At 73.7% G+C, this 25,156-nt stretch carries 19 protein-coding genes; 12 read left to right on the top strand and 7 right to left on the bottom strand.

Going from position 1 to position 25,156, the window contains the following annotated elements; all coding sequences use genetic code 11:
- The first annotated feature begins 92 nt into the window (after positions 1-92).
- Both ACFY93_RS09535 and ACFY93_RS09530 read left to right on the top strand, forming a co-directional pair.
- The gene (locus tag ACFY93_RS09535) at positions 93-449 is read left to right on the top strand and encodes a hypothetical protein (RefSeq protein WP_391355354.1); all 357 of its coding nucleotides are present in this window, start codon (positions 93-95) and stop codon (positions 447-449) included.
- A gap of 38 nt (positions 450-487) precedes the next feature.
- Complete coding sequence (locus tag ACFY93_RS09530) at positions 488-847, top strand: hypothetical protein (protein WP_391355523.1); 360 nt, start codon at positions 488-490, stop codon at positions 845-847.
- A gap of 82 nt (positions 848-929) precedes the next feature.
- Here the strand turns inward: ACFY93_RS09530 and ACFY93_RS09525 are convergent, their stop codons facing one another.
- Entirely contained in the window at positions 930-1,295 is a 366-nt protein-coding gene (locus ACFY93_RS09525; RefSeq protein WP_391355352.1) for a hypothetical protein, read from the bottom strand.
- Here ACFY93_RS09525 and ACFY93_RS09520 point away from each other — a divergent pair.
- The 6 genes from ACFY93_RS09520 to ACFY93_RS09495 all read left to right on the top strand — a co-directional run bounded on the left by ACFY93_RS09520 (position 1,207) and on the right by ACFY93_RS09495 (position 9,967).
- Complete coding sequence (locus ACFY93_RS09520; protein ID WP_391355521.1) at positions 1,207-1,896, top strand: fructosamine kinase family protein; 690 nt, start codon at positions 1,207-1,209, stop codon at positions 1,894-1,896. The two genes, ACFY93_RS09525 and ACFY93_RS09520, sit on opposite strands and share 89 nt — an antisense overlap.
- Before the next feature lie 67 nt (positions 1,897-1,963).
- The gene (locus tag ACFY93_RS09515; RefSeq protein ID WP_391355349.1) at positions 1,964-2,548 is read left to right on the top strand and encodes an IS607 family transposase; all 585 of its coding nucleotides are present in this window, start codon (positions 1,964-1,966) and stop codon (positions 2,546-2,548) included.
- Entirely contained in the window at positions 2,545-4,002 is a 1,458-nt protein-coding gene (gene tnpB, locus ACFY93_RS09510) for an IS607 family element RNA-guided endonuclease TnpB (protein WP_391355346.1), read from the top strand. Before ACFY93_RS09515 ends, tnpB begins: the two co-directional genes overlap by 4 nt.
- A gap of 128 nt (positions 4,003-4,130) precedes the next feature.
- Positions 4,131-7,919 (top strand): ABC transporter transmembrane domain-containing protein, encoded by a 3,789-nt coding sequence (locus ACFY93_RS09505; protein ID WP_391355343.1) that lies wholly within the window; start codon positions 4,131-4,133, stop codon positions 7,917-7,919.
- 73 nt (positions 7,920-7,992) lie between these two features.
- Positions 7,993-8,382 carry a hypothetical protein gene (locus tag ACFY93_RS09500; protein WP_391355518.1) on the top strand — a complete coding sequence of 130 codons (390 nt, stop codon included), beginning with the start codon at positions 7,993-7,995 and terminating at the stop codon, positions 8,380-8,382.
- Between the two features lie 88 nt (positions 8,383-8,470).
- Entirely contained in the window at positions 8,471-9,967 is a 1,497-nt protein-coding gene (locus tag ACFY93_RS09495; RefSeq protein ID WP_391355339.1) for a S28 family serine protease, read from the top strand.
- Between the two features lie 62 nt (positions 9,968-10,029).
- On the opposite strand, the gene ACFY93_RS09490 is transcribed toward ACFY93_RS09495, so the two are convergent.
- Positions 10,030-11,892: a glycoside hydrolase family 3 N-terminal domain-containing protein gene (locus ACFY93_RS09490; protein ID WP_391355336.1), complete on the bottom strand. Its 1,863-nt coding sequence runs from the start codon at positions 11,890-11,892 to the stop codon at positions 10,030-10,032.
- Positions 11,893-12,194: 302 nt separating this feature from the next.
- Here ACFY93_RS09490 and ACFY93_RS09485 point away from each other — a divergent pair, with 302 nt between their 5' ends.
- A complete protein-coding gene (locus ACFY93_RS09485; protein ID WP_391355333.1) occupies positions 12,195-12,878 on the top strand; it encodes a GNAT family N-acetyltransferase in 684 nt (227 codons plus the stop codon).
- A 107-nt stretch (positions 12,879-12,985) separates the two neighbouring features.
- Here ACFY93_RS09485 and ACFY93_RS09480 read toward each other — a convergent pair whose 3' ends face one another.
- Positions 12,986-13,786, bottom strand: a complete 801-nt coding sequence (locus ACFY93_RS09480) for a TIM barrel protein (RefSeq protein ID WP_391355329.1) — start codon at positions 13,784-13,786, stop codon at positions 12,986-12,988.
- Positions 13,787-13,855: 69 nt separating this feature from the next.
- Positions 13,856-14,902, bottom strand: a complete 1,047-nt coding sequence (locus ACFY93_RS09475; RefSeq protein WP_391355516.1) for a substrate-binding domain-containing protein — start codon at positions 14,900-14,902, stop codon at positions 13,856-13,858.
- Positions 14,903-15,167: 265 nt separating this feature from the next.
- On the opposite strand from ACFY93_RS09475, the gene ACFY93_RS09470 reads away from it, so the two are divergent.
- From ACFY93_RS09470 to ACFY93_RS09460, 3 genes are all read left to right on the top strand, one after another.
- The gene (locus ACFY93_RS09470; protein WP_391355326.1) at positions 15,168-16,319 is read left to right on the top strand and encodes a Gfo/Idh/MocA family oxidoreductase; all 1,152 of its coding nucleotides are present in this window, start codon (positions 15,168-15,170) and stop codon (positions 16,317-16,319) included.
- Positions 16,316-17,467 (top strand): DUF993 family protein, encoded by a 1,152-nt coding sequence (locus ACFY93_RS09465; RefSeq protein WP_391355324.1) that lies wholly within the window; start codon positions 16,316-16,318, stop codon positions 17,465-17,467. The genes ACFY93_RS09470 and ACFY93_RS09465 overlap by 4 nt, the downstream gene beginning before the upstream one ends.
- A gap of 83 nt (positions 17,468-17,550) precedes the next feature.
- A complete protein-coding gene (locus ACFY93_RS09460; RefSeq protein WP_391355513.1) occupies positions 17,551-18,348 on the top strand; it encodes a TIM barrel protein in 798 nt (265 codons plus the stop codon).
- Positions 18,349-18,429: 81 nt separating this feature from the next.
- Here ACFY93_RS09460 and ACFY93_RS09455 read toward each other — a convergent pair whose 3' ends face one another.
- The 3 genes from ACFY93_RS09455 to ACFY93_RS09445 form a co-directional block, all read right to left on the bottom strand.
- On the bottom strand, positions 18,430-19,830 hold the full coding sequence (locus ACFY93_RS09455) for a DUF6177 family protein (protein ID WP_391355321.1): 1,401 nt from the start codon (positions 19,828-19,830) through the stop codon (positions 18,430-18,432).
- Complete coding sequence (gene eccCa / locus ACFY93_RS09450; RefSeq protein ID WP_391355318.1) at positions 19,827-23,846, bottom strand: type VII secretion protein EccCa; 4,020 nt, start codon at positions 23,844-23,846, stop codon at positions 19,827-19,829. The genes ACFY93_RS09455 and eccCa overlap by 4 nt, the downstream gene beginning before the upstream one ends.
- A gap of 107 nt (positions 23,847-23,953) precedes the next feature.
- Positions 23,954-24,859 (bottom strand): type VII secretion protein, encoded by a 906-nt coding sequence (locus ACFY93_RS09445; protein WP_391355315.1) that lies wholly within the window; start codon positions 24,857-24,859, stop codon positions 23,954-23,956.
- Between the last annotated feature and the right edge of the window lie 297 nt (positions 24,860-25,156).

Below are 25,156 nucleotides of genomic sequence, written 5' to 3'. Positions count from 1 at the left end.
CTGTGACTGGCTCGCTACAGAACGCGAGACCCCCGCGACCGAGCGACCGGTCCGGGGGCATGGCCATCAACGAAACCCAAGGAGTTGACGACATGAGTCACCGTATCGCCCGCTTCCTCGAACCGGTGCTGCGACTGCTGATGCCGGGGACCGGACGGCGTCGCCGGGGGAGGGGGCCGGAGCGGCCTGCCGCTGCCCCCGCCGCCTGCCTCTCCTCCGCCCCCCTGTGTCCCGCCTGTCGCGACCGGTTCGCCCGGCTCGGTCCCCTGCGAGGGGAGGACCACGCGAGGGTCCGGCCCTACCTCGTCGCCCATGAGCAGCGCGCCGCCCACGACCGGCGCCGGGAGGAAGAGCGGCGGCAGCGGGCCAGGCGCCGGGCCCTGTGGCTGGCCGTGCGCGGCGTCGACATCGGGCCGCGGGTCATCCACGGCGTGGAGGTGACCGCGTGATCGGCAACAGGGAGAGCCAGGAGAGCCGTACGAGCCGTATCGGTACGGCGCGGCTGCTGCCGTGGGGCGGGGCGGAGGGGAAGCCCTGTTATCTCGTCGGGGATGGGGACGGGTACGTCTCCCGGGTCGCCGACCGCGTCGAGTGCGTGCAGCTCGGGATGGCCGGCGAGCTTCTCGGGCACGCCGCCGACATGCTGGCCGACGACCGGACCACCGCCGCACAGCTCCGCTTTCTGGCGGCCCGGCTGGTCGAAGCGCTGCGTGATGTCCACCGCGTCGCCGAGAGCCGCGGCGCCCGCCTTCCCGCGCCCGCGAACGAGGAACCCGCGCCGCCCGTCTCCGTGGACAGGCAGCCCCGCCTCCCCGCGCCCGCGCACGAGGACGCCAGCCGTGACTGACTGAGAGGGAGGGCGCGTCCGCGAAAAGCCCTTTGGCCGGGGGCCGTTGGGGGGACCTCGCTGCATACTGGCGGGCGATCGATCAACGGTGAGGAGTACATCCGTGTCCGACGAGACATCCCTCCTGCTCGAACGCCTGCACGCGGCCGGTCTGACCGACGTCGTCGAGGTCGAGCCCGCCGCGGGGGGCCTCGCCGCCACCGCGGGGCTCGCGCGGCGCGGTGACGGCACGTCCGTGTTCGTCAAGGCGTTCGGCGAGCCGCCGGCCGACGACGCCTTCGCCGCGGAGGCGGAAGGGCTCACCGTGCTGCGCGAGGCGGGCGGCGTCGACACGCCCGAGGTGATCGTCGCGGACCGCGATCTGCTCGTGGTGTCCGTGCTGCGGCCCCCGGCCGCAGACAGCGGAGTTCTGGGAGCGGCTCGCGCACACGCTGGCGGATCTGCACACCGGCACACGGCACCCGCGGTTCGGGTGGCACCGCGACAACTGGCTGGGCCGTCGCCGCCAGGTCAACACCTGGGAGGACGACGGGTTCGAGTTCTTAGCCCGGCACCGTCTGCTGCGCTGGCTCGGCGAGCCCCGCGTCGAAGCCGCGCTCGACGCCGAGGACCGGGCGGCGCTGGAGCGGCTGTGCGACCGCCTGCCCGAGCTGCTGCCGGACGGGCCCGCCTGCCTGACCCACGGTGACCTGTGGACACAGAACGTCATGGCCGGTTCCGACGGGCGGCCCGCGCTGATCGACCCCGCCGTGTCGTACACCTGGGCCGAGGTCGACCTGGCTCACCTGTGGACGACGGCCCCACCGCCCGAGGCGGACGCGTTCTTCGGACTGTACGCCGAGCTGACCGGGCTCGACCGCGACTGGCGCGCACGGATGCCGCTCCTCCAGCTGCGCCAGCACCTGGCCGTGATCGCCCAGTTCGACCCCGACTGGGGCGCCGCCGACCTCGTACGGGCCACCCTCGCCCCGTTCCGGCGGCGCCCGACCGGCTCGACGCGGCCGGGCGGGGAAGCGTCCGCGATCACCCCGATTGTTACGGAGGGGTGAAAGCTGCTACGGATTTTCTAATCATTAATAGTCATCACTAGTCGGACCTCTCACATATGTTGGTCTTGTGAAGCTTTCGGAGTGGGCGCGGCAGCAGGGCGTGAGCTACCAGACGGCCTGGCGGTGGGTGAAGGCCGGGAGGATGCCCGTTCCGGTCCGGCAGGCGCCGTCCGGGACGTGGCTGGTCGCTGAGCCCGCTCCGGACGTCTCTGCGGCATCGGGGCGGGTGGTGGCGTACTGCTGCGTGTCGTCCGCCGGCCAGAAAGCTGACCTGGACCGGCAGGTGTCACGGGTGGTGGCCGGGGCGAACGTGCTCGGTCTGCCGGTCGCGGAGGTCGTCACCGAGGTCGGGTCGGGGCTGGACGGGCGGCGCCGCAAGCTGCACCGCCTGCTGTCGGACCCTCAGGTGGTGGTGATCATGGTCGAGCGTCGTGACCGGGTGGCCTGTTTCGGTGTTGAGCATCTGGAGGCCGTTCTGTCGGCTTCCGGGCGGCGCCTGGTCGTCCTCGATCCCACCGAGACCGCTGACGATCTGGTGCGCGACATCACCGAGGTACTGACCTCGATGTGCGCCCGCCTGTACGGGCAGCGGGCCGCGAAGGACCGCGCCGCCCGCGCCGTGGCCGTCGCGACCGCCAAGGACGCCGAATGAAGATGTTCCAGGCGCAGCCGGGTTTTGTGGTGCAGGCGTTCCGGTTCGCTCTGGACCCGAACGCCACCCAGGAACATTCGCTGTGTTCGCACTGCGGTGCCGCCCGTGCCGCGTACAACTGGGCTGTCGGCTGGGTCGAGGCGTCGTGGTGGCAGCGCCGCGCGGAGGAGTCCTACGGGATCGCCGAGGAGCAGCTGACCCAGTGGCGGCCGTGGTCGCTGCCGTCACTGCGGAAGGCGTTCAACGAGGCCAAGCGCACCGACCCGAGGTTTGCGGCCTGGTGGGAGGAGAACTCCAAGGAGGCGTACTCCACCGGTCTCGCGAACGCCGCCGCCGCGTTCGACAACTACGCGAAGTCCAAGCGTGGACAGCGCAAGGGCAAGCGAGTCGGTATGCCTCGTTTCAAGTCGAAGCGGAAGGCGCGGCTGTCCTGCCGGTTCACGACCGGCACGATCCGCGTCGAAGCGGGTGGTCGGCATGTGACACTGCCCCGCCTGGGCGCGATCCGTGTCCATGAGTCGGCCGTGAAACTCCTGGACCGCGTCCGGGCCGGGACGGCGCGGATTCTGTCCGCGACGGTGCGGCACGAACGCGGACGCTGGTTCGTGTCCTTCCAGGCCGAGGTGAAGCGGGACCTCGACCGCGTCGCGCGGCCGGATGTCGCGGTCGGTATCGACCTCGGCGTGAAGACCCTCGCGGTCATGGCCGACAGCACCGGCGAGATCCGGCAGATCCCCAACCCCGGCCACTACGACGTCGCGCGTAAGCAGCTGCGCAGGGCCTCCCGGGCCGTGTCCCGCCGCCGGGGCCCCGACCGGCGCACCGGACAGAAGCCGTCGAAGCGGTGGGAGAAGGCCAACGCCGCCCGCAACAAGGTGCATCACCGGGTGGCGAACCTCCGCGAAGACGCCCTGCACAAGCTCACCACCGCCGTGACCGCCGAGTACGGCACCCTCGTGGTCGAAGACCTGGGCGTCGCCGGCATGCTCCGCAACCGGCGTCTGGCCCGCCGGATCGCCGACGCCGGATTCGGTGAGATCCGCCGCCAGCTCGAATACAAGACCCGCCGGCGCCACGCCACCCGCATCATCGTGGCCGACCGCTGGTATCCCTCTTCCAAGACCTGTTCCGGGTGCGGCGCGGTGAAAGCCAAACTGCCGCTGCACATCCGAACCTACGCATGCGACGCCTGCCACCTGGTCATCGACCGGGACGACAACGCCGCACGCAACCTCGCCGCACTCGCGGCAGCCGCAGGAACTGGTACCGGAGTGGCCGGAGACCAGGACACCGCCCCGGCGGTGTCGAAGCCTCGTGGAGCCGACCAGAAGACCCGCACCACCCGCACCCGCCGCAAGGTGAGCGCGGGGCGGGCAGGTGGCGCAACCCTGCCGCACCAGCGGCAGACAGAAACGAGAGACCGTACTCAAACCGAAGCCCTCACGCTTTGGTGATGCGACGGACCTTCCAGGCAGAAACGCCCGGAAGGCCGAGACCTGACTACCGTCTCGGCAACGGATGAAATCCGCTGCTTCCGGCGTTGACGCCTTCCGGCGGAGTGACATCTACGGAAGGCACCGGCGTGGCAGCGCAGCAGGGGGAGCGGAAGGACGGCTGGGCCCGGCGGCTCGGCGGGTATGCCTGGCGGCATCCCAAGGACGTGGTCCTCGCGCTCGGGTCCTCGCTCGCCGGGATGGGCGTGATGGCCCTGGTCCCGCTGGTCGTCAAGGTGATCATCGACGACGTCGTCGGGGACCACACCCGGGACATGGCCCCCTGGGCGGGCGCCCTGGTCGGGGCCGCCGTGCTCGTCTACGCGCTCACCTACGTCCGCCGCTACTACGGCGGACGGCTCGCCCTCGACGTCCAGCACGACCTGCGCACCGACATGTACGGGACGATCACCCGGCTCGACGGGCGGCGTCAGGACGAGCTGTCCACCGGGCAGGTCGTCGGACGGGCCACCAGCGACCTCCAGCTGATCCAGGGCCTGCTCTTCATGCTGCCGATGACCATCGGCAACCTCCTGCTGTTCGTGATCTCGCTCGTGATCATGGCGTGGCTGTCCCTGCCGCTCACCCTCGTCGCCCTCGCCGTCGCGCCCGCCGTCTGGTTCATCGCCCGCCGCAGCCGCACCCGGCTGCACCCCGCCACCTGGTACGCGCAGGCCCAGGCCGGTGCCGTCGCGGGCATCGTCGACGGTGCCGTCAGCGGCGTACGCGTGGTGAAGGGGTTCGGGCAGGAGGATCAGGAGACCGGGAAGCTGCGCGAGGTCGGCCGCAGGCTGTTCGCGGGGCGGCTGCGCACCATCCGGCTGAACGCCCGGTACACCCCGGCCCTCCAGGCCGTCCCCTCCCTCGGCCAGGTCGCCATGCTCGCGCTCGGCGGCTGGCTCGCGGTGCGCGGCCAGATCACGCTCGGCACGTTCGTCGCGTTCTCCTCGTACCTCGCCCAGCTCGTCGGCCCGGTGCGGATGCTGGCCGTGGTCCTCACCGTCGGGCAGCAGGCGCGCGCGGGCGCCGAGCGGGTCCTGGAGCTCATCGACACCGAGCCCTCGATCCAGGAGGGCACCAAGGAGCTGCCCGCCGACGCGCCCGCGACCGTCGAGTTCGACGACGTGTCGTTCGGCTACGAGGAGGGGCGCCCCGTCCTCGACGGGCTGAGCTTCGAGATCCGGCCGGGCGAGACCCTCGCCGTCGTCGGCTCCTCCGGCTCCGGCAAGTCCACCGTCTCCCTCCTGCTGCCGCGCTTCTACGACGTGACGCACGGCGCCGTCCTCGTGGGCGGCCACGACGTCCGCGAGCTGACCCAGCGCTCCCTGCGCGCCGCCATCGGCCTCGTCCCCGAGGACTCCTTCCTCTTCTCGGACACCGTGCGCGCGAACATCGCCTACGGGCGGCCCGACGCCACCCAGGACGAGATCGAGACCGCCGCCCGCGCCGCGCAGGCCGACCGCTTCATCGCCGAGCTGCCGGACGGCTACGACACCAAGGTCGGCGAGCACGGCCTCACCCTCTCCGGCGGCCAGCGCCAGCGCGTCGCCCTCGCCCGCGCCATCCTCACCGACCCCCGGCTGCTCGTCCTCGACGACGCCACCTCCGCCGTAGACGCCCGCGTCGAACACGAGATCCACGAGGCGCTGCGCCAGGTCATGGAGGGCCGCACCACCCTGCTGATCGCGCACCGCCGCTCCACCCTCAACCTCGCCGACCGCATCGCCGTCCTCGACGACGGGCGCCTCGCCGACCTCGGCACCCACGACGAGCTCCAGCGGCGCTCGGCCCTGTACCGGCGGCTGCTCACCGACCCGGACGAGCTCGGCGGTGTCTCGCCCGGCCACACCCCGCCCGCCGCACCCCGCGAGGACACCTCCGTCCGCGCCGAGCTGGACGCCGAGTACGACGCCGAACGCGGAGTCACCCCGCACCTGTGGAGCGGCGACCGCGAACCCAGGGACAGCGCGCTGGCCGGGACCCCGGCCAGCGAGGAACTCCTCGCCCAGGTCGCGGCGCTGCCCCCGGCCGACGACGTCCCCGACGTCGACGAGGTCCGCGCGGTCACGCCCGAGGAGTCGTACGGTCTGCGCCGGCTGCTGCGCGGCTTCGGGGCGCCGCTGCTCATCAGCCTCGCCCTGGTCGCCGTGGACGCGGGCATGGGCCTGCTGCTGCCGGTGCTGATCCGGCACGGCATCGACCAGGGCGTCTCCCAGCTGGCGCTCGGCGCGGTGTGGACGGCGGCCGCGCTGGGCCTCGCCGCCGTGCTGGCCCAGTGGGCGGCGCAGACCGGCGAGATCCGGATGACGGGCCGCACCGGCGAGCGCGTGCTGTACGCGCTGAGGCTGAAGATCTTCGCGCAGTTGCAGCGCCTCGGGCTCGACTACTACGAGCGGGAGCTGACCGGGCGGATCATGACCCGCATGACCACGGACGTCGACGCCCTGTCGACGTTCCTGCAGACCGGGCTCGTCACCGCGTTCGTCGCCCTCGTCACCTTCTTCGGCATCATGGGCGTGCTGCTGGTGCTCGACGTGGAGCTGGCCCTCGTCGTCTTCCTGACGCTGCCGCCGCTGGTCATCGGCACGTTCTTCTTCCGCCGCGCCAGCGTCAAGGCGTACGAGCTGGCCCGGGAGCGGGTCTCGACGGTCAACGCCGACCTCCAGGAGTCGGTGTCGGGCCTGCGCATCCTGCAGGTCTTCGGACGCGAGGGCGCCGGCGTGCGGCGGTTCACCGAGGGCAGCGACAGCTACCGCAGGGCGCGCATCCGCGGTCAGTGGCTGATCTCCGTCTACTTCCCCTTCGTCCAGCTGCTGGCGTCGGTCGCGACGGCGGCCGTCCTCGTCGTCGGCGCGCACCGGGTGGACGCCGGGACGCTGACCACCGGCGCGCTCGTCGCCTACCTCCTCTACATCGACCTGTTCTTCGCGCCCGTGCAGCAGCTCTCGCAGGTCTTCGACGGCTACCAGCAGGCCACCGTCTCGCTCGGCCGCATCCAGGAGCTGCTGCGCGAACCCACCTCCACCCAGGCCGCGGCCGCACCGCTGCCGGTGAAGTCCCTGCGCGGCGACCTCGCCTTCGAGGACGTCGACTTCGCGTACGGGAGCGCCGGGAGCGATGAGAGCGACGCCGGCGAGGCGGGTGCCGATGGCAAGGGCGCCGGCGGCAAGCGCGCCGCGGAGGCGGCGCTGAGCGGGATTCGGCTGGTGATCCCCGCCGGGCAGACCGTCGCTTTCGTCGGCGAGACCGGCGCGGGCAAGTCGACGCTGGTCAAGCTGGTCGCCCGCTTCTACGACCCCACGGGCGGACGGGTCACCGTCGACGGCACCGATCTGCGCGACCTCGACATCACCGCCTACCGCCACCGGCTGGGCGTCGTGCCGCAGGAGGCGTACCTGTTCCCCGGGACGGTGCGCGACGCCATCGCCTACGGCCGGCCCGGCGCGAGCGACGCCGAGGTCGAGGCCGCCGCCCGCGCGGTCGGCGCGCACGAGATGATCGCCACCCTCGACGGCGGCTATCTCCACGAGGTCGCCGAGCGCGGGCGCAACCTCTCCGCCGGGCAGCGCCAGCTGATCGCGCTGGCCCGCGCCGAGCTGGTCGACCCCGACATCCTGCTCCTCGACGAGGCCACGGCGGCGCTGGACCTGGCGACCGAGGCCCAGGTCAACCAGGCCACCGACCGGCTGGCGGGGCGGCGCACCACCCTGGTCGTCGCCCACCGGCTGACCACGGCCGCCCGCGCCGACCGGGTCGTCGTCATGGACCACGGCCGGGTCGCGGAGGACGGCACCCACGAGGAACTGCTGCGCCGGGGCGGCCTCTACGCCGAGCTGTGGCGCACCTTCGTGGGGGAGCCGGTCGCCACGTCCCTGTGACGCCGCGGTGCAACCATCCGATGCCCGTTCCGCGTCCGTACACCCGTACGCTTGTGCGGTGGGAGGGGTGACAGTGGACAGTGGTGTGATTCGCCGGCGGCTGGCGCTCGCCGCTGCCGTGCTGACCGCGTCCGGGCTGCTCGCGCTCGCCGTCCCGGGCAACGCGCAGGCGGCCGCGTACTGTTCCGGGCGCAAGGTCCGTACGCTGCCGTTCTCCTCGGGGTCCGTGCAGGTCTACAAGCGCAGCGGCGGCTACGTCTGCGCCGTGACCCTCACCAAGAAGCCGGGGAGGCGCGCGTCGATGGCCGTCAGCGTGCAGGCCCGCGGCAGCCGGGCCGTCGTCGACACGGGTCGCTTCACCCATCACGCAGGTCCCGTGACCGTGCACGCCGGACACCGGTGCGTCCGCGTCAGGGGCAGCGTCGGCCCGGGTTCGGTGAGTACGGGTTGGATCCTGTGCTGAAAGGGACATAGCGCCAACCTCCTCTGGTGCCAGGCCACTTGCTCCGCTAGGTTCCGGCGGACATCTGCTTGAACCCAGGGGAGGGTGCATGCGCAAGGCGCTCAGATGGCTGCTGGCGCTCGTGGTGCTCATAGGCACGCTGAGCACGGCCGGGGCCGCCACCGCGGCCCCCAAGCTCTCGGCTCCGCTCGACCAGGGGGGACCCCCATCGCCGGAGGCCACCGGGTCCGACGGCACGGCCGGTTCCGCGACCGGAGACATCAAGGACAGACTGCTCGCCATACCGGGGATGAGCCTCGTCGAGGAGAAGCCCTACACCGGTTACCGCTTCTTCGTCCTCAACTACACCCAGCCGGTCGACCACCGGCACCCGTCCAAGGGCACCTTCCAGCAGCGCATCACCGTGCTGCACAAGGACACGTCCCGCCCGACGGTCTTCTACACCGGCGGCTACAACGTCTCGACGAACCCCAGCCGCCGCGAGCCGACCCAGATCGTGGACGGCAACCAGGTCTCGATGGAGTACCGCTTCTTCACTCCGTCCCGGCCCGCCCCCGCCGACTGGTCCAAGCTGGACATCTGGCAGGCGGCCAGCGACCAGCACCGCATCTTCCGGGCGCTCAAGCCGCTCTACGGCCAGAAGTGGCTGTCCACCGGCGGCTCGAAGGGCGGCATGACCGCCACGTACTACGAGCGGTTCTACCCGCGTGACATGGACGGCGTCGTCGCGTACGTCGCCCCCAACGACGTGGTGAACAAGGAGGACTCGGCCTACGACCGGTTCTTCCGCACCGTCGGCAGCGCGGAGTGCCGCGACCGGCTGAACGCGGTCCAGCGCGAGGCGCTCGTCCGCCGGGAGCCGCTGGAGAAGAAGTACGAGGCCTACGCGGCCGACAACGACTACACCTTCTCCACCATCGGCAGCCTCGACCGTGCCTACGAGGCCGTCGTCCTCGACTACGTGTGGGGCTTCTGGCAGTACAGCCTGCTGTCCGACTGCGACACGATCCCCGCCGACGCCGCGCACGCGAGCGACGACGCGATCTGGGACTCCATCGACACCATCTCCGGCTTCTCCGCCTACACGGACCAGGGCCTGGAGACCTACACGCCGTACTACTACCAGGCCGGCACCCAGCTCGGCGCGCCCACCATCCACTTCCCGCACATCGAGAAGAAGCTGATCCGCTACGGCTACCAGCCGCCGCGCAACTTCGTGCCGCGCACCATCGACATGCGGTTCCAGCCGTGGGCGATGCGGGACGTCGACAGCTGGGTCCGCCACCACGCGCACCACATGCTGTTCGTCTACGGCCAGAACGACCCGTGGGGCGCCGAGCGCTTCCGCGTCGGAGCGGGCGCACGGGACGCGTACGTCCTCACGGCGCCCGGGATGAACCACGGAGCCAACGTCGCCGGACTCGTCGCCGACGAGAAGGCGATGGCCACGGCCCGCATCCTCGACTGGGCGGGCGTCGCCCCCGCCGCCGTCCAGGACGACCCGGCGAAGGCCAGGCCGCTGGCCAGGTACGACGCCCGCCTCGACCGGCACGACGTCGAGCGCGAGCCGGCGCTGCGGCCGTGAGCCCGGCCTGAACCACGCGGTCGCGCCCGCCCGTTGTCACAGCGGGCGGGCGCGGCGCGTGGTCAGTACGACAGGCCGAAGCCGATCGGGTACAGCACCTGCGCCGGGTCGTCGGCCCGCTGCACCGCCACCGGCAGCTTCCCCCGGGGCTCGACGCGGCCCGCGATGACCCGGGCCGCCGCCCGCACCTCGACGTCCGTCCAGGCGTAGGCCGCCAGGAAGGCGTTCACGCCGGGAAGCTGGGCGACGTCGTACGGATTGCGGATACCGACGGCGACGACCGGGACACCGGTCGCGGCGAGCCGGTCGGCCAGCGTCCGCTGCGTACTGGCCGCCGTCACGTTGTACGTGCCGACGACCACCGCGTCCATGCCCTCGGCCGCCGCCACCGCCCTGGCGACGGTCGCCGCCGAGGGAGCCGTGCCGGTGGACAGCGCGGTCGCCGAGAAGCCGAGCTCGGTGAGCGCGCCCGCCAGCACGGAGGTCGGCGGGCCGTCGGACCCGGACGGCGAGGCCGGGTCGGCCCCCACGACGAGCACCTTCGGGTGGGTGCGCCGGGACAGCGGCAGCAGGTTCTCCTTGTTGACGAGCAGCGTCGTCGTGCGGTCGGCGATCCGGTCGGCGGCGGCCAGGTGCGCGGCGGTGCCGACCGTGCGGTCCACGCCGCGGTCGCTGACGTACGGGTCGTCGAAGAGCCCCAGCTTCGCCTTGAGGCGCAGGACGCGCAGGATCGATTCGTCGAGGCGGTCCTCGGTCAGCTCGCCCTCGCGCACGGCCTTCAGCACGGCGTTCCACGCCACGTCCAGGGAGGGCGGGTTGAGGAGCTGGTCGACGCCGGCCTTGAGCGCGAGGACGGGGACGCGGTCGTCGCCGTACTTCGTGCGGACGCCCTCCATGCCGAGGGAGTCGGTCACCACGACCCCGTCGTAGCCGAGTTCCCCGCGCAGGATGCCGGTGAGGATCGGGTGCGAGAGCGTGGCGGGGTCGCCGGCCGGGTCGAGCGCCGGGACCATGATGTGCGCGGTCATGATCGCGTCGATGCCGGCGCGGATCGCCGCCCGGAACGGGACGGCGTCCAGTTCCTCCCACAGCTCCCGGCTGTGCCCGATGACGGGGAAGCCGGAGTGGCTGTCGACCTCGGTGTCCCCGTGCCCCGGGAAGTGCTTCGAGGTGGCCGCGACCCCCGCGCTCTGATAGCCCTTGACCTGCGCGGCCACCATTCCCGCGACCGCCTCGGGATCGGCGCCGAAGGAGCGGACGCCGATGACCGGGTTGGCCGGGTTCACGTTCACGTCGGCGACCGGCGCGTAGTCCTGCCGGATGCCGATGGCGCGCAGCTCCGCGCCGCCGATCGCGCCCGCCCTGCGCGCGTCGGACCGGGACCCGCCCGCGCCCAGCGCCATCGCGCCGGGGAACAGCGTCGCGGGCTTGCCCACGCGGGCCACGATCCCGTGCTCCTGGTCGGTGGAGATCAGGACCGGAAGCCCTCGGGGGCGGCCGAGCGAGGCGCGCTGGATCCCGTTCGACAGGGCCGCGATCTGGTGCGGGTCACGGGTGTTGTGCGCCCAGGCGAAGTAGATGATGCCGCCGACGTGGTACGTGGCGACGAGCTCGGCGGCCGTCCTGACGCCGATCTCCTTGAGGTTGGCGTCGATGTCGGCCTGGTCGGGCTCGGTGGCCGAGTGGCCGTAGACCCGCATCACGAACAGCTGGCCGACCTTCTCCTCCAGCGTCATACGGGAGATGAGGGCGCGGAGCCTGCGGTCGTGGTGGCGGGCCGCGCCGTCGTGCCGGTCGCCGGTGGGCCCGGCCGGGGCCGCCTGGGCGGTGCCGCCCGCGCCGATCGCCGCGACGGCGACCGCGGTGGCGGTGAGAAGGGTGCGTCTGGAGGGACGCGGACCGCTTCCCGTGCTGATGTCGTGCACGTGCGCTCCTTCCGGAGGAGACCCGCGGGGAGCGGATCCGAGGAGGGGCTGCCAGGGAGGAAGAGCCGTGAAGGAAACTTCCAGGAGTCACGAATATCCAGGAAGTTTCTTCCAGTCAAGAGTGTGCACCGTAACCGTCAAGTGGCCGCCGCCGGCGCCGCCGGAGGGGCGCGCCGGGGGCGGCGGCCCGCCCTGGGCCGGGGCGGCGGCGGAAAAGGGCGCGCGCCCGAGCGCACGCGTGCGCGAGACTGACCCGGGCCTTCGGCCATCGGCCGGTCGGACCATCGGACAAGGGGCGTGGAGTGGGGTACAGGCTTGAGGGGCCGGTTCTGGAGGGCGCGCTCGTGCGCCTGGAGCCGCTGGACCACCGGCACGCGGCAGACCTCGCCGTCGCCGCGGAGGAGGACCGCGACGCGTACTCCTTCACCTGGGTGCCCCGGGCGCACGAGGTCGGACAGTACGTCGACGCGCAGCTCGCCCGCGCCGCCACCGGCGCGCTCGCCCCGTACGCCCAGGTGGACCGGGCCACCGGCCGCGCGGTCGGTGCCACCGCCTACTGGGAGCCCCGCTCGTGGCTCGCGGAGGGCGAACTGTCCGCCGTGGAGATCGGCTTCACCTGGCTCGCCAGGTCGGCCCAGCGCACGGGCCTGAACACCGAGTCCAAACTGCTGCTGCTCCGGCACGCCTTCGAGCGGTGGAACGCCGCCCGCGTCGACCTGAAGACGGACGCCCGCAACGCCCGCTCACGCGCCGCGATCGAGCGCCTGGGCGCACGCTTCGAGGGCGTCCTGCGCAACTGGTCCCGCTCCTGGGCCCCGGGCGAGGACGGACTGCTCCGCGACACGGCGGTCTACTCGGTCACGGCCGAGGAGTGGCCGCGCTGCCGCACGGCGTTGGAGGCCCGGCTGGCGTCCCGCGCACCGGCGACCGCCCCGGGCACGGGGACGGGCGCGGGCCGGAAGGCGGACACGGGAACGGGCGCGTAGACCCGCGGGGACGAGGGCGGGAGCGGGGCCTCGGGGACGGGGGACGGCGCGAGGGCGTCGGGGCGGGCCGCGCCGGCACGCGCCGGGTGAGGGCGCGCGCCGGGGGCTCAGACGGAGTCGTTCAGCAGCCGGGCCAGATGGTCGTGGCCCGGACCGAGCAGAGCGGGGAGGGGCGCGGCGTCCTCGTACCAGCGCTTCTCGTACTCCCAGCACAGCCAGCCGTCCCAGCCCTCGCGGGCGAGCACGTCGACGCACTCCGCCAGGGGCAGCACGCCGGCGCCCAGCGGGAGCGGGGCCGTGTCGTCGGCCGAGGCGATGTCCTTGACCTGGACGTACCCGAGGTGCGGGGAGAGCGCCGCGAAGGTCTCGGACGGCTCCTCGCCGCCGAGCCAGGTGTGCATGACGTCCCAGACGGCGCCCACCTGACCGTGGCCGACCGGCCCGAGGATCCGGATCGCGTCGGCGCCGGTGCGGTGCGAGTCGTGGGTCTCCAGGAGGACCCGCACCCCGGCGTCGGTCGCGTACTCCGCCGCCGTGCCCAGACGCCGCGCCGCGACGGCGTCGGCCTCCTCGGGGCTCTGGCCCGTACCGCCGCCCGGGAACACCCGTACGTACGGGGCGCCGAGGTCCCGGGCCAGTTCGAGGAGTTCGCCGATCTCGGCGAGTACGGGGGCGTCGTCGCCGGGCGCCGCGACGTCCACGTACCCGGCGAGCGCCAGGATCTCGACGCCCGCCGCCTTGAACTCGTCGGCCACCGCCGCCCGCTCGGCCCGCCCGAGTCCCGTGTGCACCGGCTCCTCGGGATGCGTCCGCAGCTCGACACCGTGATAGCCGTGCTCCGCGGCGAGCCGCACCACGTCGGAGAGGGCCGTCCCGGGAACACCAAGAGTGGAAAACGCCAGCTTCATGCCGCGAACCTACCCGCGAACCCGCGCGGCATGACCGTTCCGCGCCGCGCCCCGCCGGTCAGGGGTGCCTCAGGCGCGCGGGGCGGCCGTGGAGCCCCGGACCATCAGTTCGCCGCTGATGGTGGCGATGCCGCCCGGGGGCGGGTCCTCGCGGCTCATGGCGATGCGGCCCGCGCGGGCGCCCGCCTCGGCCAGCGGCAGCCGTACGGTCGTGAGCGCGGGGACCGCGTCGACGCTGAACGGCAGGTCGTCGAAGCCGGCGACCGACACGTCGTCCGGGATGCGCAGGCCGGAGTCGCGCAGCGCCGCGCACGTGCCCAGCGCGACCGAGTCGTTCGCCGCGACGACGGCGGTCAGGGACGGTTCGCGGCGCAGGAGTTCGAGCGTCGCCTCGTAACCGGAACGGCGGTCGTAACGCCCGTACACCGTCCACGCCGGGTCGTCCTCGATCCCGTGCGTGGCGAGCGCGTCCCTGTGCCCCTCCAGCCGGTGCCGGGTCGTGGTCCGCTCCCGCGGGCCCGCGATGTAGCCGACGCGCCGGTGCCCGAGCCCGATCAGGTGCTCGGTGAGCCGCCGGCCGCCCCCGTGGTTGTCGAAGGTGAGCGCGATCGCCTCGGCGTCGGAGGCGGGCGGCCGCCCGCAGAGCACGACCCGGGTGCCCGCCTCGGCGAGCCGCCGCAGCTTCGCGGAGACCGCCGCCCCGTGCGTGGGGTCCTCGATGGCGCCGCCGGTGAGGACGACGGCGGCGGCGCGCTGGCGCTGCAGGAGCGTGAGGTAGGTCAGCTCGCGCTCGGGGGAGCCGCCCGTGTTGCAGACGACGGCGAGCCGTTCGCCGCCCGCGCGTCCGCCCGGTCCGCCGATCTCCGACTGGATCGCGCTCGCCATGATCCCGAAGAAGGGGTCGGCGATGTCGTTGACCAGGATGCCGACCAGGTCGGAGGTGGCGGCGGCCAGTGAACTCGCGGGCCCGTTGAGCACGTAGTCCAGGTCGTTCACCGCCTTGAGCACCCGCTCGCGGGTGGACGCGGCGACCGGGTAGTTGCCGTTCAGCACCCGGGACACGGTCGCGGGTGAGACCTGTGCGCGGGCCGCCACGTCCGCCAGGGTCACGGTCATCTCGTCGTCCTCCGGTCGCGCATCTCTCGCCCTCGTCCCCAGCTCGCTCGCGTCGTCGCCCGCGTCGTCGTCCTCGTCGGCGGCGCGGGTCCATCCGACCGGTCCGGCGCCGCCGCGTCCAGTCGCCCGCCGTGAACATCTCGTCGACGTCATGGTCTTGTCCGATCCGCTGGACAGAGGTTAGCTTCTTGACACATAGAAAGCGCTTGCTACCTCCTTCCCTCCGGGGTGTACGCGGCGCGGACACGCGTACGAAGGGAAAGACGTGACACGCAAGACGGTGCGCATCGCCATGAACGGTGTGACGGGGCGCATGGGGTACCGCCAGCACCTCGTCCGCTCGATCCTCGCCCTGCGCGAGCAGGGCGGGCTCGACCTGGGCGACGGCACCGTGCTGTGGCCCGAACCGGTCCTCGTGGGCCGCCGCGAGCACGCGCTGCGGGCGCTCGCCGGGCGGCACGGTCTGGAGCACTGGTCGACCGACCTGGACGCCGTCCTCGCCGACCCGGCCGTGGACCTCTACTTCGACGCGCAGGTCACCTCCGCCCGCGAGGAGGCGATCAAGGCGGCGATCGGGGCCGGCAAGCACATCTACACCGAGAAGCCCACCGCCACCGGCCTCGACGGCGCCCTGGAGCTGGCCCGCCTCGCGAACGCCGCGGGCGTCAGGCACGGCGTCGTCCAGGACAAGCTGTTCCTCCCCGGACTGCTCAAGCTGAAGCGGCTCGTCGACGGCGGCTTCTTCGGGCGGATCCTGTCCGTGCGCGGCGAGTTCGGCTACTGGGTGTTCGAGGGCGACTGGCAGTCCGCCCAGCGGCCCTCCTGGAACTACCGCTCCGAGGACGGCGGCGGCATCGTCGTCGACATGTTCCCGCACTGGGAGTACGTCCTGCACGAGCTGTTCGGCCGCGTCACCTCCGTACAGGCGCTCACCGCGACCCACATCCCGCAGCGGTGGGACGAGGAGGACAAGCCGTACGACGCCACGGCCGACGACGCCGCGTACGGCATCTTCGAGCTGGAGGGCGGCGCCGTCGCGCAGATCAACTCGTCCTGGGCCGTGCGCGTCAACCGGGACGAGCTGGTCGAGTTCCAGGTCGACGGGACCGAGGGCTCGGCCGTCGCCGGGCTGCGCAACTGCCGCGTCCAGCACCGCAGCGCCACCCCCAAGCCGGTGTGGAACCCGGACATCCCCGCCACCGAGGCCTTCCGCGACCAGTGGCAGGAGGTCCCTGACAACGGTGGGTTCGACAACGGCTTCAAGGCCCAGTGGGAGCTGTTCCTGCGCCACGTCTACGCCGACGCCCCCTACCACTGGGACCTGCTGGCCGGCGCCCGCGGCGTCCAGCTCGCCGAACTCGGCCTCAGGTCCTGCGCGCAGGGCCGTCGTCTCGCCGTACCGGAGATCGCGCCGTGACCCTCCACCTGCCCGACGCGCGCGGCGGGCTGCGCGCGTACACGCCCCGCGCCGAGCCGTTCGCGCCCGCCACCGGAGCCCCGCTCACCTCCCGCACGGTCTTCTCCGCCGCGCACGTCGTGGCCGACCCGTACGCGGACGTCTCGCCGGACTCCCCGGCCGCCGTCGACTGGGACGCGACCCTCGCCTTCCGGCGCCACCTGTGGTCCCACGGGCTGGGCGTCGCCGAGGCGATGGACACCGCGCAGCGCGGGATGGGCCTGGACTGGGCGGGAGCCGCCGAGCTGATCCGGCGTTCGGCGGCCGAGGCCCAGGCCGTCGGCGGCCGGATCGCCTGCGGCGTCGGCACCGACCAGATCGCCTCGGGCACCCTCGACGAGGTCCGCGCGGCCTACGAGGAGCAGCTCGCGCTCGTGGAGGGGACGGGCGCGCAGGCGATCCTCATGGCGTCGCGGGCGCTGGCCGCGGCGGCGAGGGGGCCCGAGGACTACCTGGAGGTGTACGGGCGCCTGCTGCGGCAGGCGTCCGAACCGGTGATCCTGCACTGGCTCGGCCCCATGTTCGACCCGGCGCTGGAGGGCTACTGGGGCTCCGCGGACCTGGACGCGGCGACCGGCACCTTCCTGGAGGTCGTCGCCGCCCACCCCGACAAGGTGGACGGCGTCAAGATCTCCCTGCTCGACGCCCGGCGGGAGACCGGCCTGCGGCGCCGGCTGCCCCAGGGGGTGCGCTGCTACACCGGCGACGACTTCCACTACCCCGAGCTGATCGCCGGTGACGAACACGGCTTCAGCCACGCCCTGCTGGGCATCTTCGACCCGATCGGCCCGCTGGCCGCCGAGGCCGTACGGGTCCTGGACACGGGGGACGCGAAGGGGTTCCGGGAACTCCTCGACCCCACGGTGGAGCTGTCCCGCCACCTCTTCACGGCGCCGACCCGCTTCTACAAGACGGGCGTCGTGCTGCTGGCCTGGCTCGCGGGCCACCAGTCGCACTTCACGATGGTCGGCGGACTTCAGTCGGCCCGCTCGCTGCCGCACCTCGCGCGGGCGTACGAACTGGCGGACGGGCTGGGCCTGTTCCCGGACCCGGCGCTCGCGGAGAGCCGGATGAGGAACCTGCTGACGACGTACGGGGTGGACCGGTGAGCGACTTGGACGACCGGCCGAAGGTCCCCGCGGTGGACCGTCCGGCGGACCCCGCCGGCCTGGCCCGCTTCAGCATCAACCAGATGACCGTGAGACAGCTGTCGCTCCCCGAACTCGCCGCGGCCTGCGGGGAGCTGGGCGTGCCCGGCGTGGGTCTGTGGCGGGAGCCCGTCCAGGACTTCGGGGTCAAGGCGGCCGCCAGGCTGGTCCGGGACGCCGGGCTCGCGGTCACCACGCTGTGCCGGGGCGGATTCCTCACCGCGATCGACGCGGACGAGCGGGCCCGGGCCCTGGCGGACAACAGGGCCGCCGTCGACGAGGCGGCGGCGCTCGGCACGGACACCCTGGTGCTGGTCTCCGGGGGGCTGCCCGCCGGGTCGAAGGACCTGCGCGGCGCCCGGGAGCGCATCGCCGACGCGCTCGGCGAGCTGGGCCCGTACGCCGCCGGGCGGGGCGTACGGCTGGCCATCGAGCCGCTGCACCCGATGTACGCCGCCGACCGCTGCGTCGTCTCCACCCTCGCCCAGGCCCTGGACCTGGCGGAACGCTTCCCGGCGGAGCAGGTCGGGGTGGCCGTGGACACCTACCACGTCTGGTGGGACGACACGGCGCCCGCGCAGATCGCCCGCGCCGGCGCGGGCGGCCGCATCCACACCTTCCAGCTCGCCGACTGGACGACCCCGCTGCCCGAGGGTGTCCTCAACGGCCGCGGACAGGTCGGTGACGGCGCCGTCGACATGCGGGAGTGGCGCGGTCTCGTGGACGCGGCCGGGTACTCCGGGCCCGTCGAGGTCGAGCTGTTCAACGACGCGCTGTGGGCGCGCGACGGACGGGAGGTGCTGGCCGAGACGGCGGCACGGTACGTGGCCCACGCGCTGTAGGGCCGGGAGTCCGCGCGCCGCAGGGCCGGGGGAGGGCGACCCGTCCACGCGGGCGCCCCCCGCCCCGTACCCGCGGATTCGTCACACGGCCCCGAGGTGCGCCGTCAGCCGCCGGAAGCGGGGCCACGCCTCGGGGTCCAGGGCGTCGCCCAGCGGATAGTGCAGACCGGGGGCGGCCGCCGGGCCGAGCGGGACCGGGCTCAGGGCCAGCGGGGGCCGGCGGGCGTGACCGACGCCGATGGCACTCACGTCGGCCGGGCCCAGGGTGAAGGTGTACGGGACCGGCGGGGCCTCCAGCCGCGGGGGAGCCGTCAGGTCCCGGCGGGCGGCCCGCAGCGAGGTGAGCATGGTGACGAGGCCGTGCTTGGCGACGAGCGTCCCGGCCAGCCCCTCCAGCGCGTCCAGCGGGATGGCCTCGTCCTCCCCGAAGCCGAGGGTGAGGGTGATGTCCTCCTCCACGCCCGCGCTCGTCCGGGTCACGCGCATCGTGGCGACGGCGGGCCGGCCGGGGTCGCCGACCACGACGAACGCGCTGGGCTCGGGCGCGCGGTCGCGGGCGAGGTCGGTGAGCTGACGGGTCGACCAGGGCAGGTTCACGGGTTCCGCCGTGCCCCAGCCGGCCGGGGCCGCGCCGGTCAGCGCCTCCCAGGCACTCTCCAGCGCCCGCCCGAGGACGAGCCGTTCGTCGGCGGGCAGCCGGGTCCGGATCGCGACGACGAGCTGCCGTTCCCCGGCGGGCGCCGTCCTGGCGAACGCCTCGGCCACCGACCCCTCCACCCCGGTCCCGTCGGCCGTCGGCCGCAGCACCGGCGCGAACGTGCCGCCCTTCCAGTGCAGCACCGCGCCCGACAGCCCGTCGTGATACCCGGCGTCCGGGTCCTGGACGACCCAGCGGTTGGGGGCCTGTGCGAGCAGGGTCCGGGCGGGGGCGCTGAGGCGCACATGGGGCGGGGTGACGATGTGCAGCGCGCGGCCGCCGGCGGCGGTGACCCGGAAGATCTCCGACAGCCAGGACGTCACCGCGACCACCGGACGGTCGACGAGGACGACGGCCGTGCTCTCGGTCACCACGTCCACCGTGGGGCGGACCGTGTCGGAGGCCGTGACACCGTCGAGGTCGACGACGTCGGTACCGGCGGCCCCGGGGGGCCAGGTCGTGCCGCCGAGCAGGGCGTTCAGCCGCCCGCACACCGCCCCGGCGAGCCGTTCGGCCTCCGGTACGGCCGTCGCGGCGCGGGCCTCCGTCCACCAGAACGGCACGGGCACGTCCTGGCCGAGCAGCCGTCCGGCCTCGCCCGGCACCTGGACCAGGACGGGTGCCTCGACGGAGACCAGGGGACGGCCGCCGGGTCCGCTCAGCTGGAGCACGGCGCCGTCGGCGGCCGCGGTCAGCTCCAGGTCGGGGCCGCCCGCGTACAGGCCGGCCACCAGGGACCAGGTGTCGGGCATCTTCGGGGTGAGGGCGATGACGTCCTTGGTCACGGGGTGCGGGCCTCTTCGTCGGTGAGGGCGGTCTGTATGAGCTGGTGGCTGCGGCCGCGCCGGATCAGCGTGCCCCGGCCCGGCGGCTGCGCGGAGGCGTAGAAACCGGGGAAGAGCTGGCCCTCCGTACGGTCGCCGGTCATCACCAGCGCCGTCGTCCCGGTCTCCCGCAGCGTCGTCAGCAGCGGCTCGTACAGCGCCCGGGAGGCGCCGGCGACGCGCCGGGCGACGACGAAGTGCAGACCGATGTCCTGCGCGGACGACACGTACGGCAGGAACGGCGCCAGGGGCTGCTGCCCCGCCGTGGTGAGGATGTCGTAGTCGTCGACGAGGATCACGATCCGCGGCCCGGTGAACGACGGTTCGTCGGTGACCGCGTCCGGGTCGGCGGTCTCCGGCAGCCGCTTCTCCAGCTCGGCGGCGATCCCGCCGGACAGCGCGGCGGCGAGCTTCGCGTTGTGGGCGTAGCCCCCGCGGTACGCCTCCGGGACCACCCCGCGCAGGCCCCGGCGCGGGTCGAAGACGCCGAAGACCAGCTCCTCGTCCGAGTGGCGGGCGACGAGCTGCCGGGCGATCAGCTTCAGCAGGTTGGTCTTGCCGCACTCGTTGTCGCCGAGGACCAGCAGGTGCTGGTCCGCGCCGAACAGGTCGAGCAGGGCGGGCGCGAGCGCGTCCTGGTCGACGCCGAGCGGCACCCGGCGGGGCTCGGCGGCCGGGGACGGCAGCCGCTCGGCCGGCAGCCGGGTCGGCAGCACCCGCACCGGGGACGCCAGTTCGCCGTGCCAGGTCGCCCGGATCGTCCGGGCGGCGTCCTCCAGGGCGGGGCCGAGGTCGCCCGTGGACGTCGAGCCGTCCAGACGGGGCAGCGCGGCCTGCGCGAACAGCTTCGTGTCGGTCAGCACCCGGCCCGGGGTGTCCGGGGCGAGCGTCTCGGACAGCTTGCGGTCCACGGACGAGTCGGCCGGGTCGTTGAGCCGCAGCTCGACCCGGGTGCCGAACATGGACTGGGTGGCGATGCGGACGTCGTTCCAGCGGAGCATGCCGGCCACCACGTGGATGCCGTAGCCGCCGCCGCGCTTGAGGAGGTCGGCCACCGCGTCGTCGAGGTCGTCGAACTCGTCGCGCAGCGCGCCGAACCCGTCGACGAGCAGCACCACGTCGGTCGAGCCGAGCTCCGGCAGCTTCCCCGCGGCACGCAGGGCGCGCAGCTGGTCCACGGAGTCGATGCCGTGCTCGCGGAACAGCTCCTCGCGCGCGTCCAGCACACCGCGGACCTCGGCGACCGTACGGGCGGCCCGCTCGTGGTCGGCGCGGCCCGCGATCCCGCCGACGTGCGGCAGCCCCGCCAGCGCGCTCAGCCCGCCGCCGACCAGGTCGAGGCCGTACACGGCGACGTCGTACGGGGTGTGGGTGGTGGCCAGGGACAGCGCGAGGGTGCGCAGCAGCGTGGTCTTGCCGGACTGCGGGCCGCCGATCACGGCGACGTGGCCGCCTGCGACCGTCAGGTCCAGCTCCCAGCGGCCCTGCCACTGGCGCGCCGGGTCGTCGAGGACGCCCAGCGGCACCCGCATCGGCCGGGTCGGCCCCGCGAGGTGCAGCCCGCGTTCGGAGACCTGGACCGGTCCGGCGGTGGAGTCGAGGGCGACGGCGTCCGGCAGCGGCGGCAGCCAGATCCGGCGCACCGGTCCGGCGGCCGCGGCGAGCTGGTCGACCATCACCGACATCACGGTCGGACCGGTCTCCCGCTTCGTCGCGACGGGCCCCTCGCCGGCGGCCTCGGTCCGCGGCGCCTCCAGCGTGTTGAACGTCGGGTACGGCAGGACCAGCGGCGTGTCGTCGGCCGCCTCCCGCAGCGCGGGCCCCCGGTAGGCACCGGAGACGTAGCCCGCCTTGAACCGCTCGTACGTGGAGGTGTCCACCTTCAGGTAGCCGAAGCCGGGCAGCGGCGGCAGGTGGAAGGCGTCGGTGGTGTCGAGGACCGTGCGCGACTCGTCGGCGGAGAAGGTGCGCAGCCCGAGCCGGTACGACAGATAGGTGTCCAGGCCCTTCAGCCTGCCGCCCTCGATGCGCTGGCTCGACAGCAGCAGATGGACGCCGATGGACCGGCCGATCCGGCCGATGGACAGGAACAGGTCGATGAAGTCGGGCTTCGCGGTGAGGAGTTCACCGAACTCGTCGATGACGACGAACAGGTGGGGCAGCGGGTCCAGGTCGGGGCGCCCGTCCGCGCGCAGGGCCGCGTAGTGCCCGATGTCGGCGACGTTGCCCGCGTCCTTGAGCACCTGCTGGCGGCGCTTGACCTCCCCGGCGAGGGAGGTGTGGACGCGCTCGACGAGTCCGGCCTGGTTCTCCAGGTTGGTGATGACACCGGCCACGTGCGGGAGACCGGTGAACGGGGCGAACGTGGCGCCGCCCTTGTAGTCGACCAGGACGAGCGCCAGGTCCTCGGGGGAGTGCGTGGCGGTCAGCGCCAGGACCAGGGTGCGCAGCAGCTCGCTCTTGCCGGAACCGGTGGCGCCCACGCACAGCCCGTGCGGGCCCATGCCCAGCTCGGACGACTCCTTCAGGTCGAGCAGCACCGGCTCGTGACGGTCGGTCAGGCCGATCGGCACGCGCAGGAACTCGCGTTCCCCGCGCGGCGCCCACATCCGGGTCACGTCCAGCACCGCCGGGTCCTCGACGCCCAGCAGCCCCGGGAAGTCCACCGGGCCGGAGACCGGGGTGCCCTCGGCCGCGGACTCGGCGGACAGCCGCAGCGGCGCCAGCAGCCGGGCCAGGCCCTCCGCGCCGGCGACGGACACCTCGTCCGACGTGCCCCGGGCGGCCGGGGCCTGTGCCGCGCCCGGGGCCGCCTGCGGGCCGGGCCCGCGCAGGTCCTCCACGACGACCTGGTCGCCGTCGACGGTGATACGGACCGTCACCTGGTCCGGCTCGTGCACCTGCCGCTCCAGCAGGTGCAGCACGGTGACGCCCATGTCGGCGAGGTCCACCGCCGAGTCCGGCCGGGGCAGCTCGGCCGCCGTCTCCCCGTACTCGTCACTGATCACCAGCAGCCGGCCGGTCAGCCGCAGCGCGTTGCGGTCGGACAGGCCCCGGCGCACCTCCGCCGCGTACGAGGCGCGCTGCCCCAGGTCGTGCCGGCACAGCCGGGCCAGCTGCGGCAGACTCGGCGCGATCCGGCGGGCGGCCACCGGGCCGTCGTGCTCCAGGTCGTCCAGGACGTGCGGCAGCCACTTCGCCCACTCCCAGTCGGCCAGCTTCTCCCCGGGCACCCCGAGGGCCACGGCCACGTCGTCCGGCGCGTGCGTGACCGCCGTCTGCACCAGCAGGGCCCGCGCCACCCGCAGCACGCCCTCCCGGTCGCCGACGACGCTCACGTTGCCCGCCCGGTCCAGCGGCACCGTCAGCGGGCAGTCACCGGCGACCGAGAACCGCCCGAGCAGCGCCCGCGCCTCGTTCAGCATGAACGGGTCGGGCGGCGTCAGCACCCCGCCGGCGCTGTTCTGCCCGACCGACAGCTCCTGCACGGGTATGTCGCCGGTGCCCACCCGCACCCGCAGGAAGTCCGCGTCCTGCCGCCGCCGCTCCCACAGTCGCGCCGGGTCGCGCACCAGGTCGTACAGGGCCTGCGGCGGCGCGTTGAGCTCCCGCGACAGCCGGCGCAGCTCCCGCTCGCCCTCGCCGAACTCCTCGCGCAGCTCCTCCAGATACTCCAGATACCGCTCGCGCTGGGTGCGCCGGGTCCGCTGCGCCTTGCCGCGCTGCGACAGGAACAGGCCGACCGCGCCGAGCAGCGCGATGACCAGCACCACCGCGCCGAGCGCGGCGAACTGGCTGTTGCGGACCACCGTCATCATCACGACCGAGCCCATGACACCGGCCATGGGCAGCAGCGCCGTCGCCGCGTTGCCCATTTTGCCCTCGGGCAGGTTCGGCGGCGGCTCGACCGTGCGCGGCGGGGCGGACACGAGCGGACGCGTGCTGCGCGCGGGCCGGTGGATCTGACGCTGGGTCACGGACGGGGGCCTTCTTCGGTGGGTGGGTGACTGGGGTCAGGGGATGAGGAGCGCGGGTGAGGGGGCGGAGGGCTCCCGGTGGCCCGGAGGCCCAGGAGGCCGCCCGGTCACCGGGTCCTCGTGGCGCGCCGCATCGCCTCGGCGGCCAGCCGCACCGCCGCGTCGCGGGTGGACCGGCCCAGCAGGTCGGTGCGGATCGGGCCGCCGCCGGCCAGGTGGCGGTCGTAGGGCACGGTGACGACGGTGACCCCGGCCTCCCGCAGGTGGGCGGCGGCCTCCTTGGCGTCCAGGATGAGGTCGGGCGAATTGGCGGTGAGGGCGACGACGGTCGTGGCGAGCGCGGAGTGCGGCAGCTGGCCCAGCCAGTCCAGGACCTGCCGGGTGCCGTTCACCCCCTCCGCGGTCGTCGGGGCGACGATCACCCGGGCGTGCGCGGTGTCCATCGCGGTACGGGCCACCACACCGGGCAGCGACTCGCAGTCCACCACCGTCACCGCGAAGTAGCGGCGCAGCGCCAGGGTCACGGTCCGGTACGTCCGCATGTCCAGGGGGGCGCCGACCCGGCCCCGGCTCGCGGGCAGCAGCCAGCCGCCGTCGGTCACCGGCACCAGGTAGCCGGTGACGTCGGTGAGCTGCATGGACGGTTCGAGGATTCCGGCCAGGTCGGCGCACGCCCAGCGGACCGACTCCGCGCCCATCCGCACCGGCAGCGTGCCGAGCGCGCCGTCCGCCTCCAGGGTGAGCACCGGGTCGTGCCGGTAGTGGTTGAAGGTCCGGCCCAGCAGCGCGGACACCGTCGACTTCCCGACACCGCCCCGGATCGACGTCACCGCGATCACCCGGCCCGTGGTGACCGGCTGCTGCAGCTCCTGGGCGATCCGCGTCTCCTCGGCCACGTCCTGCGCGGCCGACGCCGTCATCCTGCGCAGCGAACGGCCGGTGCGCCGGGCCACCGAGTCCCCGTGCTGCTGCCGCCCCAGGGCACGCGCGAGCCGGGGGTCGACGGTGGGCACGGACTCGGGCGCGGGCGCCGGGACACGCGGGTCACGGGGCGTACGCGGAACCGGCGCGGCACCCTCTCCGGGACGCGGGCCAGGGGTGCCCTGGGGGTCGGAGGGCGGGGTGGCGGAGACGGCGGGGAGGCCGGAAGGAGCGGGCGGGGCCGGGGGGACCGGGTTCGCAGGGGCGGAGGGGTGTACGGGATGCGGAGGGGCCGGCGGACGCACGGGCTCCCGCGCTCCCTGCGGGCCGACGGGGCTCGCGGGGGCCACGGGACCCACCGGGCCCTCGGAACCCAGAGGGCCCGCGGG

Source organism: Streptomyces sp. NPDC008313 (assembly GCF_042956125.1).
Classification (GTDB): Bacteria; Actinomycetota; Actinomycetes; order Streptomycetales; family Streptomycetaceae; genus Streptomyces.
This window is presented reverse-complemented; position numbering and strand designations above follow the sequence as displayed.

Bases quoted from the DNA above. Each gene is read 5' to 3' on its own strand.
- ACFY93_RS09535 (WP_391355354.1), top strand. From the start codon at position 93: ATGAGTCACCGTATCGCCCGCTTCCTCGAACCGGTGCTGCGACTGCTG.
- tnpB (WP_391355346.1), top strand. From the start codon at position 2,545: ATGAAGATGTTCCAGGCGCAGCCGGGTTTTGTGGTGCAGGCGTTCCGG.
- ACFY93_RS09495 (WP_391355339.1), top strand. From the start codon at position 8,471: ATGCGCAAGGCGCTCAGATGGCTGCTGGCGCTCGTGGTGCTCATAGGC.
- ACFY93_RS09480 (WP_391355329.1), bottom strand. From the start codon at position 13,786: ATGAAGCTGGCGTTTTCCACTCTTGGTGTTCCCGGGACGGCCCTCTCC.
- ACFY93_RS09475 (WP_391355516.1), bottom strand. From the start codon at position 14,902: ATGACCGTGACCCTGGCGGACGTGGCGGCCCGCGCACAGGTCTCACCC.
- ACFY93_RS09460 (WP_391355513.1), top strand. From the start codon at position 17,551: ATGACCGTGAGACAGCTGTCGCTCCCCGAACTCGCCGCGGCCTGCGGG.